Origin of the sequence: Armatimonas sp., from assembly GCF_043760365.1 — a bacterium.
Lineage (GTDB): Bacteria > Armatimonadota > Armatimonadia > Armatimonadales > Armatimonadaceae > Armatimonas.
Window position 1 is genome coordinate 1 of sequence record NZ_JAYUPA010000453.1, and the last position, 14,167, is coordinate 14,167.

14 protein-coding genes are annotated in these 14,167 nt (G+C 59.3%); 4 read left to right on the plus strand and 10 right to left on the minus strand.

Features of this window, described 5'->3' with window-relative positions:
* Positions 1-63: 63 nt before the first annotated feature.
* Positions 64-1,398 carry a hemolysin family protein gene (locus ACH2EH_RS10615; RefSeq protein ID WP_395141486.1) on the minus strand — a complete coding sequence of 445 codons (1,335 nt, stop codon included), beginning with the start codon at positions 1,396-1,398 and terminating at the stop codon, positions 64-66.
* Between the two features lie 3 nt (positions 1,399-1,401).
* Complete coding sequence (locus tag ACH2EH_RS10620; protein WP_395141488.1) at positions 1,402-2,175, minus strand: diacylglycerol kinase; 774 nt, start codon at positions 2,173-2,175, stop codon at positions 1,402-1,404.
* Positions 2,176-2,275: 100 nt separating this feature from the next.
* Between ACH2EH_RS10620 and ACH2EH_RS10625 the strand changes: the two genes are divergently transcribed.
* The gene (locus ACH2EH_RS10625) at positions 2,276-4,444 is read left to right on the plus strand and encodes a heavy metal translocating P-type ATPase (RefSeq protein WP_395141490.1); all 2,169 of its coding nucleotides are present in this window, start codon (positions 2,276-2,278) and stop codon (positions 4,442-4,444) included.
* A gap of 53 nt (positions 4,445-4,497) precedes the next feature.
* Here the strand turns inward: ACH2EH_RS10625 and ACH2EH_RS10630 are convergent, their stop codons facing one another.
* The 5 genes from ACH2EH_RS10630 to rpmG all read right to left on the minus strand — a co-directional run bounded on the left by ACH2EH_RS10630 (position 4,498) and on the right by rpmG (position 10,415).
* Complete coding sequence (locus ACH2EH_RS10630) at positions 4,498-7,509, minus strand: SNF2-related protein (protein ID WP_395141492.1); 3,012 nt, start codon at positions 7,507-7,509, stop codon at positions 4,498-4,500.
* Positions 7,510-7,717: 208 nt separating this feature from the next.
* Complete coding sequence (locus ACH2EH_RS10635) at positions 7,718-8,416, minus strand: esterase family protein (protein WP_395141494.1); 699 nt, start codon at positions 8,414-8,416, stop codon at positions 7,718-7,720.
* A gap of 151 nt (positions 8,417-8,567) precedes the next feature.
* Positions 8,568-9,758, minus strand: coding sequence for an acetyl-CoA carboxylase biotin carboxylase subunit family protein (locus tag ACH2EH_RS10640; RefSeq protein ID WP_395141496.1), 1,191 nt, complete (start codon positions 9,756-9,758; stop codon positions 8,568-8,570).
* 241 nt (positions 9,759-9,999) lie between these two features.
* A complete protein-coding gene (locus ACH2EH_RS10645; RefSeq protein ID WP_395090611.1) occupies positions 10,000-10,248 on the minus strand; it encodes a bL28 family ribosomal protein in 249 nt (82 codons plus the stop codon).
* Entirely contained in the window at positions 10,248-10,415 is a 168-nt protein-coding gene (rpmG, locus tag ACH2EH_RS10650; protein ID WP_395141498.1) for a 50S ribosomal protein L33, read from the minus strand. The genes ACH2EH_RS10645 and rpmG overlap by 1 nt, the downstream gene beginning before the upstream one ends.
* A gap of 84 nt (positions 10,416-10,499) precedes the next feature.
* Between rpmG and ACH2EH_RS10655 the strand changes: the two genes are divergently transcribed.
* From ACH2EH_RS10655 to ACH2EH_RS10665, 3 genes are read left to right on the plus strand one after another with little or no spacing between them, the layout of a single operon-like run.
* On the plus strand, positions 10,500-11,465 hold the full coding sequence (locus tag ACH2EH_RS10655; protein ID WP_395141500.1) for an NAD(P)H-dependent flavin oxidoreductase: 966 nt from the start codon (positions 10,500-10,502) through the stop codon (positions 11,463-11,465).
* Between the two features lie 12 nt (positions 11,466-11,477).
* Positions 11,478-11,942 carry a hypothetical protein gene (locus ACH2EH_RS10660; RefSeq protein WP_395141502.1) on the plus strand — a complete coding sequence of 155 codons (465 nt, stop codon included), beginning with the start codon at positions 11,478-11,480 and terminating at the stop codon, positions 11,940-11,942.
* Between the two features lie 12 nt (positions 11,943-11,954).
* Entirely contained in the window at positions 11,955-12,491 is a 537-nt protein-coding gene (locus ACH2EH_RS10665) for a hypothetical protein (protein ID WP_395141504.1), read from the plus strand.
* A gap of 1 nt (position 12,492) precedes the next feature.
* On the opposite strand, the gene ACH2EH_RS10670 is transcribed toward ACH2EH_RS10665, so the two are convergent.
* The 3 genes from ACH2EH_RS10670 to rnc all read right to left on the minus strand — a co-directional run.
* Positions 12,493-12,792: a transcriptional regulator gene (locus tag ACH2EH_RS10670; protein ID WP_309690125.1), complete on the minus strand. Its 300-nt coding sequence runs from the start codon at positions 12,790-12,792 to the stop codon at positions 12,493-12,495.
* 10 nt (positions 12,793-12,802) lie between these two features.
* Complete coding sequence (locus ACH2EH_RS10675; RefSeq protein ID WP_395141505.1) at positions 12,803-13,456, minus strand: hypothetical protein; 654 nt, start codon at positions 13,454-13,456, stop codon at positions 12,803-12,805.
* Positions 13,457-13,467: 11 nt separating this feature from the next.
* Positions 13,468-14,167, minus strand: a 700-nt coding sequence (gene rnc, locus ACH2EH_RS10680) for a ribonuclease III (RefSeq protein ID WP_395141507.1), incomplete at its 5' end; no start/stop codon positions are given.

Sequence of the window (14,167 nt, forward strand, 5' to 3'; positions counted from 1 at the left end):
GCCAAGAGCTTGGTCAATGCGGACTACCTCAAGCTCTGGAGCCTGAGTTTTCGCTAGTCTGGATCAGCTCTCTATTGCGTCGCTAGAGATCTTTGGCAGGCGGGTGGCGCGGATGGTCTTGATGCGCCGCCCTTCCAGTGCCTCGACCACAAACTCGACACCCTCGGTGAGCACGCGCTCGCCGACAGCGGCTTCATGGCCGAGAATTCCAAAGACGTAGCCGCCGACTGTGGTGTAGTCCTCGTGCTCTAAATTGGTGCCAAGGCGCTCGTTGATATCATCCAGGCTCAGGCGGCTGTCGAGCAGGGTGACGGTGGAGGAGATCACTTTTATCTCTGGCTCGTCCACGTCGTACTCGTCCTTGATTTCCCCGACAATCTCCTCTAACAGATCCTCCAGCGTGACGATTCCCGCCGTGCCCGCGTACTCATCCTGAACAATCGCGAGCTGCTGGTGCGAGTGGCGCATGGTCTCCAGTAGATCGGCCACCCGGCGACTCTCCGGCACAAAGATCGGGGGGCGCACGAGCTTGCCGAGATGGGGCGGGCGCTCTTCCGCCGTGAGGAGCCGCAGCAGATCCTTGGCGTGGAGCACACCAATGACGTTATCTATGGTGCCCGCATAGACAGGGATGCGCGAGTGCCCCGATGTCAGAATCAGCTCCACGACTTTCTCTAGCGGGGCGTTCACCGGCACGGCGGCCATGTCTACTCGGGGCGTCATGACGGCACGAATTTCTGTCTCGGAGATCTCGATGATGTTCTTGATGATCTCCTCCTCGCCTTCATCAATGCCACCGCCCTTGCCTTGATCGTCCACGAATTTTTCAAATTCCCCCCGCGTCATCATGGGCGCTTCGAAGCGTGCCTGCGGGGCAATGGTTCGTGCCAGCCCTAAAATCAGTGCGGAGAACGGGGTGAAAAGAGCGGTGCAGCCGCGCACCAGGGGCGCAAGGCGCGTTGCCCAGTGGTCGGGTGCCTGCAAGGCCAGGGATTTAGGAAGCATGCCGCCCAGCGCCATCGCCAGCACTGCCACCGGGATCGTGATAATAACGGGGGCAATAATACTGGAGTAGTCGTTGTTATTGTCGTGGATGAGGCGCTGAATCCTGGGAACGAGCGCCTGCGAGAGCACCGTCGCGGCGACGGCGGCGGCGGTGAAACCACTGAGTGTGACGCCCACCTGGGTCGTGGCAATCATCCGGGGTTGGTCTTCCAGGAGAACCTGAACCGCCTTCGCGCCACGGCGGCCTTCTTCGACAATCTGCTCCACGCGGGTAGAGCGCAGCGCCAGGAGCGCGGCCTCCGCCATGGCAAAGGCGCCCATGAGCAGGATCAGAAGCAGCACCAGTACACTACTGGCTACGATAATCGTCGGGGAGATACTAGCAGGGTCCATAGATTATTTGGGGAGAGGGGATGCCGCAGGAAGAGAAAACCACGAGGTGGGCAGGTGGTATCCAAGCCAGGGCGGAACCTTGAGCACGAGAGCCGCTAGAGTTAGTGCCAGAACAGCACCGGCGGCCACTTCGCGCAGCGTATGCACTTTCGTCTCGACCCGAGACTGGGCAACCAGCGCTGCCAGCCCCAGAGAGAGCACGACAACCGCAGGCTGTGGGACGAGAAACAAGATAATACCGGCCAGATAGAAGGCGATGGCGGAGTGGCCGGAAATCACGCCGCCTTGCAACAACGAGCCTTTTTTCCCCGCGATCTTCCCCACCAGCACGAGTAGTAACAGGAGGACAAAGGCCCCTGCAAACACAGGAACCGTGGGCGGCTGGATCAGGCGTACAGGCAGGCTTTCCAGGCGAACCGCTCCCCAGAAAACAACAGCACCCACCAGGGCTGCCGTGACAGCGGAGATGAGAACCGCGCCTGCCGCAATGTCTTTCACGAACTTTGCTGCGGGGTGGTAGCTCTGGGTAATCATGTCTACCGTGCCCTCAATGGCGGTATTGAACAGCTCCGTGATCAGCACCAAAGCCGCACAAAAAACAAGAGCCAGCATCTCAACTCGGGGCAGACGTAGAATGATTCCAGCCAGAAATACCAGCGAGAACGCAATCGTGTGAAAGCGCATGTTCCGCTGGGTGCGGAAAGCGTGGGCGATTCCCTCGACTGCATGTCGAAAAGAAACGACCGGATTTTTAGCGCGCCAGGAAGAGTGGCTCATTGTCTGGCTTGTATTGTAGCCTATCCAAGCGATCTGGTCGAGGGATAAGTAAAGCTATTTGCAGATTTGTGCACACACCGATGCGGTACCATGAACTGCTATGCCGATCTCCCGCTACTTTATTGCCGCTATGGACTGCCCCACGGAGGAGCAGCTTATCCGCAACCGCCTCAAGAGCGTCGGCGGTATTGAGGAACTTCAGTTTGATCTGATTGAGCGGATTCTGACGATAAGGCACGCCCAGGAAGCCACGGCACCGACCGAGAGTGCGCTTGCGGAGCTGGGGATGCACGCCCGTCCTCTGACGGCGGAGAATGGGGGGACGGTTCAAGTCGCTCCGGTGCTGCCACGCCAAAAGATCGTGCGGCTCGCGCTGGCGGGAGCGCTCGCCGCGAGTGCGGAGGCGGGGGCGTGGATTATCGAGGGGCAGACGGGCCAGCATGCCGATGATGCTCTTGGGGTAATCACGCTTGCAGTGGCGTCGCTGCTGCTCTCGGGCGGGGAGACGGCGCGTAAGGGCTGGATGGCGCTCCGCACCCGGACACTCAATATTAACTTCTTGATGGGGCTGGCGATTGTGGGAGCGATCACGATTCAGCAGTGGCCTGAGGCGGCGATGGCATCGTTTCTGTTCACGGTCGCGGAAGTGATTGAAGGACTTTCCCTGGAGCGGGCCCGCAAAGCGGTACAGGGGTTGATGGAGGCCACGCCCGAGACGGTCGAGGTACTCTCGGAGTGCGGGAGCTTCCATGAGAGCAAGCTGGCGCTGGTTGTCGTGGGCGATAGAGTGCGGGTTCGGCCCGGGCAGACTATTCCCCTGGATGGCACCCTCACTGAGGGAATCTCCACGGTCAATCAGGCGGCGATCACGGGCGAGAGCCTGCCCCTAGAGAAAATTGTGGGGGATGCGGTCTTTGCGGGGACACGTAACACAACAGGGACTTTTGTCTTTCTTGTCAGTGCGGCGCGGGGCGATACCACGATGGATCGGATTGTTGCCACCGTAAAAGAGGCGCAGCAGCAGCGGGCACCCACGCAGCGCTTTATTGATAAATTTGCCAAGATCTACACGCCGACCGTCGTGGTGCTAGCGCTCCTCTATGCCGTTTTGCCGCCGCTTTTTTGGGGAGCAAGCTGGCCCGGGCAGCTCCACAGTGCGCTGGTGATGCTGGTGATCGCCTGCCCTTGTGCGCTGGTGATCTCGACCCCGGTCACCATTGTGAGCGGCCTGACGGCGGCGGCACGGCTGGGCCTGCTCGTGCGCGGGGGAGCTTTTCTGGAAGAGGGCCGTCGGCTCAAGGTGATTGCCTTTGATAAGACAGGGACTCTCACAGAGGGGCGGCCCGCGGTGACGGATATTCTGCCGCTGACTGACCGTGCGCCCTCGGAGCTGCTTCACCTCGCGGCGAGCCTGGATGCGGCGTCGGAGCACCCGGTGGCCGCTGCAATCGTGATGCACTGTGCCCAGAGCCACGCGTGCCAGCACCTGCCCGTGGAGGCATTTGAAGCCGTGATCGGACGGGGCGTGGCGGGGACACTAGAAGGGCGACGGCACTATGTCGGCAACCATCGGCTGACCGAGGAGAACCAGGTATGTGGCCCGCATGTTGAGGCGCTTCTGGCGCGGCTGGAGTCTGAGGGCAAGACCACGGTCGTACTCACCGATGCCCAGCAGGCGCTCGCGGTGATCGGGGTGGCAGATACCGTACGCTCGACGGCGGCGGAGGCTGTCGCTCAGCTCAAGGCGCTCGGGGTGCATACCGTGATCCTGACGGGCGATGGTAAGGCGGCGGCAGCACAGATCGCGCAGCAAACCGGCATCACCGATGTGCGGGCGGAGCTTCTGCCGGAAGATAAGCTGGCGACTGTGAGTGCGCTGGCGCAGCAGCACGGCGGCGTGGGCATGGTGGGGGATGGAATCAACGACGGTCCGGCGCTGGCGCGTGCCCATGTGGGATTTGCCATGGGGCGCACCGGGACGGGGGTCGCGCTGGAGATTGCGGATGTGGTGCTGCTTCGAGAAGACCTGCGCCTGATCCCTGCGTTTATCCAGCTCTCCCGCGCCGTGGCCTCGACACTGACCCAGAATATTGCGGTGGCACTGGGGCTCAAGCTGGTCTTCTTGATTCTGGCGCTGCTGGGCAAGACAACGCTCTGGATGGCCGTCTTCGCGGATGTGGGAGGAAGCCTGCTCGTTACGCTCAATGGGCTACGTATCTTGCGAATGGGGCGGACTTTGGGCTTCGAGGGATCAAGATCCTCTCGCTAAGGGCTTCGCCGGACACTCTCCGAGTGTGTTGATTCGTTGCCTCGGTTTTCGTTTTACGAAAACAACGCGGCGATATCGTCGCGGGTCAGGGATTTGAAGAGGCTCTGGTCGGTCTGGATGAGCGAGTCCACGAGCGCCTTTTTCCTCTCCTGAAGCATTACTATCTTCTCCTCGACCGTATCGCGGGCCAGAAACTTGTAGACAAACACCGGGCGGGTCTGGCCGATGCGGTGCGTGCGGTCCGAGGCCTGCTGCTCGACAGCGGGGTTCCACCACGGGTCAATATGGATCACGTAGTCCGCCGCCGTCAGGTTTAGCCCGACCCCGCCTGCCTTTAGGGAGATTAAAAAGAAGGGAATGGCCTCGTCGCTCTGAAACGTGTCCACACACTTTTGACGGTCTTTGGTGCGCCCATCCAGATAGAGGTAGGGAATCTTGCGTGTATCTAGCTCCGCCTTCAACAGGCCAAGCATCTGAGTAAACTGGGAGAAGATCAGCGCCTTGTGGCCCTCGGCACGCAGAGTTTCCATTGTCTCCAGCACCGCTTCAAGCTTCGCCGAGCCGACTTTGGTCGTCGGGTCCATCAGACGGGGATCGCAGCACACTTGACGTAGCCGCAGCAAGCCCTCCAGCACCCGAAGCTGGGCATTGGAGTTCCCCTCGCTGTCCATAATCCCTAATATCTGCGCACGGTACTTATCGCGGGTCTGTTCGTAGAGCGTGCGTTGGGCCTTTTCCAGCTCCACCGTGATAATACGCTCCGTGCGGGGAGGCAGATCGCTCGCCACTTGTGCTTTGGTACGCCGGAGCAGAAACGGGCGGGTCAGGGAGCGCAGAGCGGTCACTGCGTTTTCGTCCTTGCCGCGCTCAATAGGCCCTAGAAAGTTCTCCTTGAATATCTCTAAGCCGCCCAGCAGGCCCGGGTTGAGGAAGGCGAACTGGCTCCAGAGCTCCGCTGTCCCATTCTCGATGGGCGTGCCCGTGAGCGTGAGCTTGTGCTGTGCCTTGAGGAGGCGTGCGGCGCGGCTGGTCTGGGCAAGGGGGTTCTTGATGGCCTGGGCTTCGTCGAGGATGACGTAGAAAAAGGGATACTTACTCAGTTTCTCGATATCACGGAGCAGAATACCGTAGGTGGTGATGATTAGATCGTGGCCATCGAAAGTCTTGGTATCCTCCACCCGTGCGCTGTCGTCGTAGCGCAGCAGCTTTAGTCCGGGGGCGAACTTCTCCGCTTCCCGTTCCCAGTTAAAAACCAGGGAGCGTGGCACGACCAGTAGGCTCGCTTTTTTGTTCTGTCCTTGTAACGAGAGCAGCAGCGCCAGAGTCTGAGCCGTCTTTCCTGTTCCCATGTCATCGGCGAGGCACCCCCCAAAGCCGCTGGTGCGCAAGAAGTGCAGCCAGTCGTAGCCCGACTTTTGGTAGGGCCGTAGGATGCCCTCCAGAGATGCAGGCAGGGGGACTTCCTCCACCTTGTCAAAGCGACGTAGCGCTTGTTTCTTGCGCTCAAACTCCGCATCTACCTGAGAGTCGCCGTCGCTATCGGTGATCGCCTGCTCAAACAGAAGCGCGTGGAGGGGCGAGAGTCGGAGAGCGTCGGTGTCTTTGGGCTCACCTGCCAGCGCGAAGATATGGCGAAAACGCTCGATCCAGTCATCGGGGATCATGCCAATGGAACCATCGGCGAGCTTGACGTAGCGCTCTTTCTTACGAATCGCGCGGCGCAGCTCTTTGAGAGTGGCGTGGGTCTCCCCAAACTCGACCAAGCCCTCCACATCAAACCAGTCTATTCCGCTACTCACATTGAAGGAGAGTGTCGGCTTGGCGCGATTTACTTTAACACTATTAAGTGCCTCTTCCCCAAATATGGCAAAGCCTGTCTCGACCAGGCGCGGCAGGTGGTGCAGCAGGAAATCAACGGGCGTGAGGCGAGCACGAAGCGTAAACTCTCCCGCTTCCGTACCGCGTTTGAGGCCATGGGTGAGCAGGGCGTCGTAGGACTCGATCTCGGTCGCGGTGTCTCGGTAGATACGGTCCAGCAGGCCCGTTTGGTCATTGTATTGGAGTACCGTCGGGCTGGACTCTTTGCGCCAGGGCAGCTCCGTGGTGCCGTAGCCAAAGCGGAGCTGAGCCTGAAGGTTGCCCGCACTCTCACCGAGATAGAGCCGACGCTCAGGTTTTTGATCCCGTATCTCCTCGCCAAAGAGCCCCTCGCCCGTGAGGGGAAGCCGCTCGGCGGCGCGAGGGAGGTACTCACTCCGAAAGTAGGGCACCTCGTCGGTGGGGATGACAACGGGCTCACTCTCCAGCAGGGTAATCAGGGACTTCGGGACAGAACCAAACCCTACTACCGCTCCGTCGAGCTTTAGCCAGAGGGGATCTTTGAGCAGAATCTCCGGGCGCTTGACGGTAACAGGCTCACTATCTACCATTAAGCGCGGTCCGAGGGTCATACTGCCATCCGCATTGCTCGTGAGATGCAGAGCGACACTTCCCGCCTCGGGCTTAACTTGGACGAGATTCTGAAAAGGACTGCCGTCGCTCCCTGTAAAGACGAGTGCCTCGCCAAGCAGCGCCAAAAGCGAGTGGAGCTGCGACGACTCCGTGTTGTAGTAGTTGTAGGAGGAGAGCTGCGCGGCGGCCAGACGAACCGCGAGCTTGAGCTCCTGTGTTGCATTTTCGAACTGCTCACTATCCGGGTTACGGACACGCCATGTCCGTCCGACCTCACCGCGCAGGTGCCGGGCGACCTCCGCAGAGTCGGTAGGATCGCTGACGCCGCTGAGTGCCGTTTGGGGAATCGCATAGGGCACAAGCTGCCAGTTACGGTAGGACGGCTGGAGCGAGAAGGCGAGCAGACGGCTACCACGCTTGGGTTTGACAGCGCCGCCTTCCACTCCCAGGACGCTCTGGAGCCGTGTCTCCCAAGTCTGTAGTGGGTTGCTTTGAAGGTGCTGCTCCAGTCCCATCGCTGCGGCGGCGATATGGACACACGGGCGCTCTCCGGTGAAAAAGGGACAGTTACAGTCGCAGGCAATACTGCCTGCGTCGAGAAGCTCTAACCGCACTTTCGCGCGGTCGTGGGGATCAACCTCAACAATTAAAGTGGCACTGGTAGGCGTGCATTCCTCGATTTGGCAACGCCCGCGCCACAGCAAGTTCCTCGCTTTTTCAAGAGTGGTTCGATCGACGGATTCAGCTATTTTGGCGCGACGAAGTAAAGTCGCTGTAAGAAGGGGACGGCGCATGCAACGTGCATTATATCAGAAATACGTCTTAGAAGTACGTCCGCGCCATCTTTTGCCACCACGGCCAGTCGTGGCCAGTGCCCTCGCCCCAGACATCAAGGCGGTGGGGAATTGAGCGGCGGCTCAGCACCTCGGAAAGACGCTCATTGTCACGACGGCAGATATCATTCTCCCCGGTTGCCAGGATCAGAGTGAGCTGTTTATAGCGCTCCCAGTACCAGCCGTCGTCGTCCTGGGGCAGGTACATGAGCGGCTGGTGGAAGTAGAAATCTTCACCCTGGTAGTCACCCAGAAAGCTGGTGAGATCGTAAGCACCGCCCATACTCACGCAGTGGCTTACCGTATCGGGGTGGCGCAGTGCGAAGTTGACGGCGTGATAGCCTCCGAACGAGCAGCCGGTCACGGCGATCTTACCGTCGCCCATCAGGGGCAGCACTTCCTGGAGCAGATACGCCTCGTACTCATTGTGCCGCCGAACCTTATCCCAGGGCGCGGCTTGCTTGTTGTACCAGCTCTCCGCATCCACGCTATCCACACAGTAGAGGTGCAAGTGGCCTGCCTCAATTTTTGCCGCGAGCGCGTTTATCATGCCCCGGTCCTCGTACTCGTAGTACTTGCCCAGCGACGTGGGAAAGACCAGCACGGGCATCCCGGCGTGGCCGAACTCAAGTAGCTCCATGCTTCGATTCAGGCGTGGGCTATGCCAGCTATGAAAAACTCGGTTCATTTATTTATTCTCCGCCGATTGGAAATCGGCGTCTGCAATGGCATCGTCCCTCCGCCGCAAAGCCCGTGCCGGGCTACCGAATTTGTTTCCCCAGCCCGGCACGGGCTTCGCAGCCGCAGGCTACTGTTGACGCCGATTTTAATCGGCGGCCTTAATCCGTCGCTTTCTCTTTAGGGGGCAGGCTGTGGAAGAAGTCAGAATAAAAACGCGTCGTGTAGCTTTCGAGAAGCTCCGTGACGCGCTCGTAGCGCTCCGAGGCGACGATCACCCCGGCGTGGTTTTTCTTCTCCATACGCCACCAGACCTCGGGGGCGCTGTAGCTGCTGAGATCGGGAGTCTCTTGCTTTGCGAGGGACACGAGTAGCCCTGCATAGCGCTTGTAGGGCGGTGCGGGGGAGTAGCTCTCACGCACCTCAAGTTTTGCCCACTCCGCCCAGAGGTTTAGGCCGGAGGCCGCCTCGATCATGTCCGCGATATGGGCACCACCGACCCGGGCGCTTGTCTCTAAAAAATAAAACTGGCCGTCTGCTGCGCTCTGGATGTACTCCGTGTGAGATACCCCACGCACCAGCCCCAGAGTTTTGAGCACGGTCGCGTTTAGTTTTTTGAGAGCCTTCTCCTCGACTGAGCCATAGACCACGTTTTGTGTACAGAACACGCGGCCCTCATGGCTGACTTCCAGCGGCGGGCGGGCGTAGCGGCTTACCAGCGCCCAGAGGACTTTCTTATCGTCCACGATGGAGTCCACGTGCCAGATAGTGCCGGGGAGAAACTCTTCGAGCAAGTAATGCGATTGTCTGTCTCCGAGGACTTCCAGAAGGGGCCAGAGCGCATCGGCGCTCTCGACTTTCTTAATCCCAATCGCTCCGGCCTGTGAGCGGGGCTTGAGGACATAGGGGGGCGGGACTTCGGCCATGAAGGCGCGGATAGTATCGTAGTTTAGGACACCCACAAAGCGCGGGATCGGCAGGCCACCATCAAGGGCCTTGGAGCGCATGGCCAGCTTATCGCGGAAGTAGCGCGCCGTCGTGTCGCCCATCCCCCCAATACGCAGGTGCTCCCGTAGAAGTGCGGCTTTCTCCACATCGAAGTCGTCTAGCGGGACAATCTTGTCAATCTTGACTGTGCGGGCGAGATAGCTCACGGCGTGAAGCATATCGGCCAGAACCCACTCTTTTTCCACATCGGGCATGAAGTAGATATTGTCAAGAGATTCACGCGGCCAGTCCGCATCCTGGAGGCTCTGGGAAGTCAGGAGGAGGGTGTTGCAGCCCTCCGCCTTGCACTGCCGCAAAAACGCCTGGCCTTTTTCAAAGCTCGCAATCGCTAGAACCGTTTTCATTTGCGGCATTTTACCCGATCTCCCCCGTTGGAGGAACTACCGACCACCGCCGATCAGAACGGCAGTGCTACCGAGCCTACGGCTACAAAGGCCGTCCCGGCCATACGAAGTTTTTATGGGCGGCACGCCCTTCGTAGCGCGAAGCGCTCTCCAGTCCCGCCGCTCCAACCGGCGGGACAAACGAAAACAGCCTCCGCCGAGGCGGAGGCTATTTGCCAAACAGTAAATTTACTGATGCGCACTAGGCACCCTTAGGGAGGGGAGCCTGGCCTGCTAGGATCGCCTTGAACTTGCGGCTGGTGAGCATGCGCGCTGCGATCTTGATCTTCTTGGTGCCGCCGCCAGGAATCGGGACGGAGACCGTCTGAAGGTTGACGCCAAAGACACGGCAGGTTTTGGGGGCGCGGTGTGCCCACTGACCAGAGTGCGCGTGCCGCGTGTTGCGACCCGCTTGCTGCTTGCGGCCGCTGATTGCGCAGACTTTTGCCATTATTTGGTCTCCTTGAAGGTGACATGCTTGCGCAGGACGGGATCATACTTTTTCAGTTCGATCCGGCTGGGGTCGTTGCGCTTGTTTTTAATTGTCGTGTAGGTTGCACCACTCTCCGAAGATCGGAGATGAATGACGATGCGGTTTTCTGAACTTTTCTTTGCCATGGGAATACGATATGCTCCTGGAATGCCAAGGGAGGAGTATACCGGGCAAATGGGGTTTGTGCAAGAGGCGGTACACTCAAAGACGTGAAAAATCGTTTTTGTGCACGTTTTGGATTGACAGTGCCCGTGGTACAAGCGCCGATTGGGAGCGCCTCGTGTCCGGCACTTGTCGCCGCCGTGAGCAATGCGGGCGGTCTCGGGATGCTCTCAGGAACCTGGCGCGAGCCTGCGGCGCTCCGTGAATTGATCCAGCAGACGCAACGACTAGCCAAGCGGCCTTTTGGGGTGAATCTCGTGCTGGCGTGGGACATGACCGAGCGCGTCGAGATCTGCCTGGAGGAGGGCGTGGAGATTCTCTCGTTTTTCTGGGGCGATCCGTCGGCGCATATCGCGAAAATTCATGCGGCAGGGACAAGCGTTTTTCACACCGTGGGGAGCGCCGATGAGGCGCGGAAGGCGGCAGACTCTGGTGTTGATGTGGTTGTTGCTCAGGGCTGGGAGGCCGGTGGGCATGTCTGGGGACAGGTAACCACCATGGCGCTCGTTCCCCGTGTGGTGGATGCTGTGCCTCAGCTACCCGTGCTGGCTGCCGGGGGAATCGCGGATGGGCGTGGGATCGCGGCGGTACTGGCACTGGGGGCGGAGGCGGCTTGGATGGGGACACGCTTTTTACTGACCCATGAGGCGCAGGTACATCCACACTACCAGCAGCGGCTGCTACAGGCAACCGAGGCGGACACGCTCTATACCGAGCGTTTCTCCGGTGGCTGGCCCCAGTCCCCGCACCGGGTGCTGCATCGCCCCCAGGACTGGGATCAGTCGGAGGACATGATTGCTCACTACGAGGATGGTGAGGCCATTGGTAAGCTCTCGTCGAACCTGCCCGCGCCGGGCGTGACGGGCAATATTGATGCGATGTGTCTCTATGCCGGTCAAAGTGTAGGGCTGGCCCAGGAGGTTCTGACCGCCGCGCAGCTCGTCGCACGGCTTGGGGAGGAGACCGACCAGGCCATCCGCAACCTTTGGGATCGTCAGGGTACAATGGGCTAAGGAGAAATGACAATGGCACGGCTGTCCCCCTGGGTTTTTGTAGGAATGGGCTGTCTGGGAGTGATGGCACTCGGGATACTCGCAATCGGTGGTGTTGGCCTGGTGGTCACTAATACCCTGAAAGAGGAGCTGGTCCGGCCCCTTGATAAACAGGCGCTTCTGAAGGCACTTGAGGGAATCCCGATTCATCCCAAGGCGGTTTTCGACGAACAACAGACACGCACAGCGCGGTCGGGTTCGGTTATGGCAACTAAGTTCATCAAGCTGGAGATGACCACTGCTGCCTTTCAGCTGGATGTGCCGGAGCAAGAAGTTCGTGATTGGTATAAGAAAACCATGCCGGAGCATGGCTATCAACAAGTGGATGCAGGTAACCAGAAACACCTTACGTTTGTCAATAAGACAGACCAGGTCTTGATTAGTTCTGGGAAATCCTGGCTGAACATTACCCGAATGAAACTACCCGGAACGAATTAAGGAAGAATTATTATGAGCTTTGACCTCGGAAAAGATGTATCGTATAACCCGCCTCCCCCGCCTAAGCGCCGCCTGTCGCCCTGGGCAGTGACGGGAATTGGGTGCTTAGTGTTAGTGATGGGGGCGATTGTGGCGGTGGGTGTTGTCGCCGTGCAGATTTCCAATAACATAAAAGCGGAGGCAAAGAAGCCCATCAATAAAGAGGCAATTCTTGCTGATCTGGGAGAGACGCCGCTCTATCCTAATATCCAGTTTGATGAGCAGGTAACCCGTGCGAGCCGTGTGGGAATGATGACCTTTGCCCGGTTTATTCCCGCAAAAAAAGTGGTGATGGCGGGGTTTCGTACTCAGGATGAGCCAACCAAGGTCTATGACTGGTACAGTGCCACGCTTCTGGAGAAGGGATTCCGGCCCGAAAAGGGACGTGGGGGGCAGCGGGGCGGCAGGGCTTTCCGAAAAGAGAGCGACATGGTCATGGTCCAGGTGGAGAAGCAAAAGGGCGAGTGGAACGGCCTGATGCTCATGCGCTTCAACGGCATGCGAAAATAACCTAACGTCGAACCATCTCCTCCAGGGCTGCCACGTAGGCTTCAAAGGCGCGGCGGCCCGAGTCGGTGGGAGTGTAGGTGGTGCGCGGTTTCTTGCCGTGAAACTCCTTGGTCACGCGGACATAGCTGCTCTCCTCCAGAACCGTCAGGTGCGTGGAGAGGTTCCCATCCGAGACTCCCAGGGCATTCTTGAGGAAGTTAAAGTCGCACTCTCCGGAAGCCATGAGGCTGGACATGACACCAAGCCGCACCTTCTGGTGGATCACATCATCAATTGCATCAAGTTTTCGAACCGCTGCCATTTTTCTTCTCTCACCATCCGTATTTGAGGCCCATCCAGGCCCCGTAAATAATATGAAAGCCGCCGAAGGTCACTGCCATCAGTGCCCGTGGGCCGATAATAAAATTTGCGGGCAACAAGAGTGCGATCATGCCCGCTCCCAGAAAAGCCCACCCCATGATTGACACTTCCCGCCGACTAAACATTCCGATTGCCAGAAGCGCCACGGCGTAGCACAGAATCCAAAGTCCGTACAGATAGGTTCCCAGTGCCTCCGGGTGCATCAGATGAAACAGGGTGATCCCCGCTCCCGCTAACAAGCCCGGTGCCACTGCGCGCGCCAGATGCACGCCCAGTGCCGAGAACGCCGTCTTACCAAACTTCGCCGCCCGTCGCTTGGTGAGCAGTACATCCGTTAAGAGTGCGAGTACCAGTGTCGCGCCCCAGAGTGCCACAAAGAGCAGTTTCTCGTGCAGTGTTCCTAGATTGGTAGGCGCAAGCACCGAAGCGGCGATCGCGAAACAACCTGCCAGGACACCTGAGAGCCCCGAGAGCGTGGAGTGCTTTGTGGAGCGCTCCATCGCCTGTCGGATGACCCGGAGGTGCTCTTCCGCCTCCCCGGCACTCGTGACGATACGAAAGATCGGACGACCATCGGGATGAAATTTTGTTTCTTTGCCTGGCAAAGCACTCTCTCCTACAGGATACTTCCTGGTTGGGGTTCTGTCAAGTGGGCAAGGGCACTCAGCGCCGCTGCTTTCTCCGCCGCACGCAGCGCCCGTCCGGTTCCCTGCCCCAAAACAAGGCCCTCACAAAGCACCTCGACCGAAACAGTGACGGTATCAGGCTGGGTGGTACTGGTGCGGTATTCGGGTTTCTTACGTCCTTGTGCCTGGAGCGCTTCCTGAAGGCGACTCTTAGGGTGCTTGGTGGCTGGATTCTGAATCACGGCCTGGAGCGGCTCCTCCAGAGTGGCCTTCACAAAGGCGAGTGCATGGGCCTCACCTGCCTCCATATAGAGGGCCCCAACGAGGGCCTCGTAGGCTCCTGAGAGCAGGCGGGTTTGTTGTGCAATGCCCATCTTTTGGCCACCCGTGTCAATGCGGAGCAGCTCGGGAATGCCCAGTGCCTGCGCCGCGTCGGCCTGCGTCTCGCGGTCTACGACGCTGGCTCGGGCGAGCGTGAGCACTCCCTCCGCAGCATCCGGCAGGGCGTCCATGAGTAGCCGCGCGACATAGAGATTCAGAAGTGCATCCCCAAAAAACTCCAGTCGCTCATTGGAGTGCGGGTGCGGAGCCGCCGAGCGGTGGGTGAGGGCCTGCTCCAGATAGAGACTTTCCTCCAGAAATCCCCAGCGCTCCGCTAGCTCTGTAAGTGTCATTTCAGCGCCGCCACGG

Excerpts from the sequence above, each read along its gene's own strand:
- ACH2EH_RS10615 (WP_395141486.1), bottom strand. The coding sequence starts at position 1,398 with ATGGACCCTGCTAGTATCTCCCCGACGATTATCGTAGCCAGTAGTGTA.
- ACH2EH_RS10620 (WP_395141488.1), bottom strand. The coding sequence starts at position 2,175 with ATGAGCCACTCTTCCTGGCGCGCTAAAAATCCGGTCGTTTCTTTTCGA.
- ACH2EH_RS10625 (WP_395141490.1), top strand. The coding sequence starts at position 2,276 with ATGCCGATCTCCCGCTACTTTATTGCCGCTATGGACTGCCCCACGGAG.
- ACH2EH_RS10635 (WP_395141494.1), bottom strand. The coding sequence starts at position 8,416 with ATGAACCGAGTTTTTCATAGCTGGCATAGCCCACGCCTGAATCGAAGC.
- ACH2EH_RS10640 (WP_395141496.1), bottom strand. The coding sequence starts at position 9,758 with ATGAAAACGGTTCTAGCGATTGCGAGCTTTGAAAAAGGCCAGGCGTTT.
- ACH2EH_RS10645 (WP_395090611.1), bottom strand. The coding sequence starts at position 10,248 with ATGGCAAAAGTCTGCGCAATCAGCGGCCGCAAGCAGCAAGCGGGTCGC.
- rpmG (WP_395141498.1), bottom strand. The coding sequence starts at position 10,415 with ATGGCAAAGAAAAGTTCAGAAAACCGCATCGTCATTCATCTCCGATCT.
- ACH2EH_RS10660 (WP_395141502.1), top strand. The coding sequence starts at position 11,478 with ATGGCACGGCTGTCCCCCTGGGTTTTTGTAGGAATGGGCTGTCTGGGA.
- ACH2EH_RS10665 (WP_395141504.1), top strand. The coding sequence starts at position 11,955 with ATGAGCTTTGACCTCGGAAAAGATGTATCGTATAACCCGCCTCCCCCG.
- ACH2EH_RS10670 (WP_309690125.1), bottom strand. The coding sequence starts at position 12,792 with ATGGCAGCGGTTCGAAAACTTGATGCAATTGATGATGTGATCCACCAG.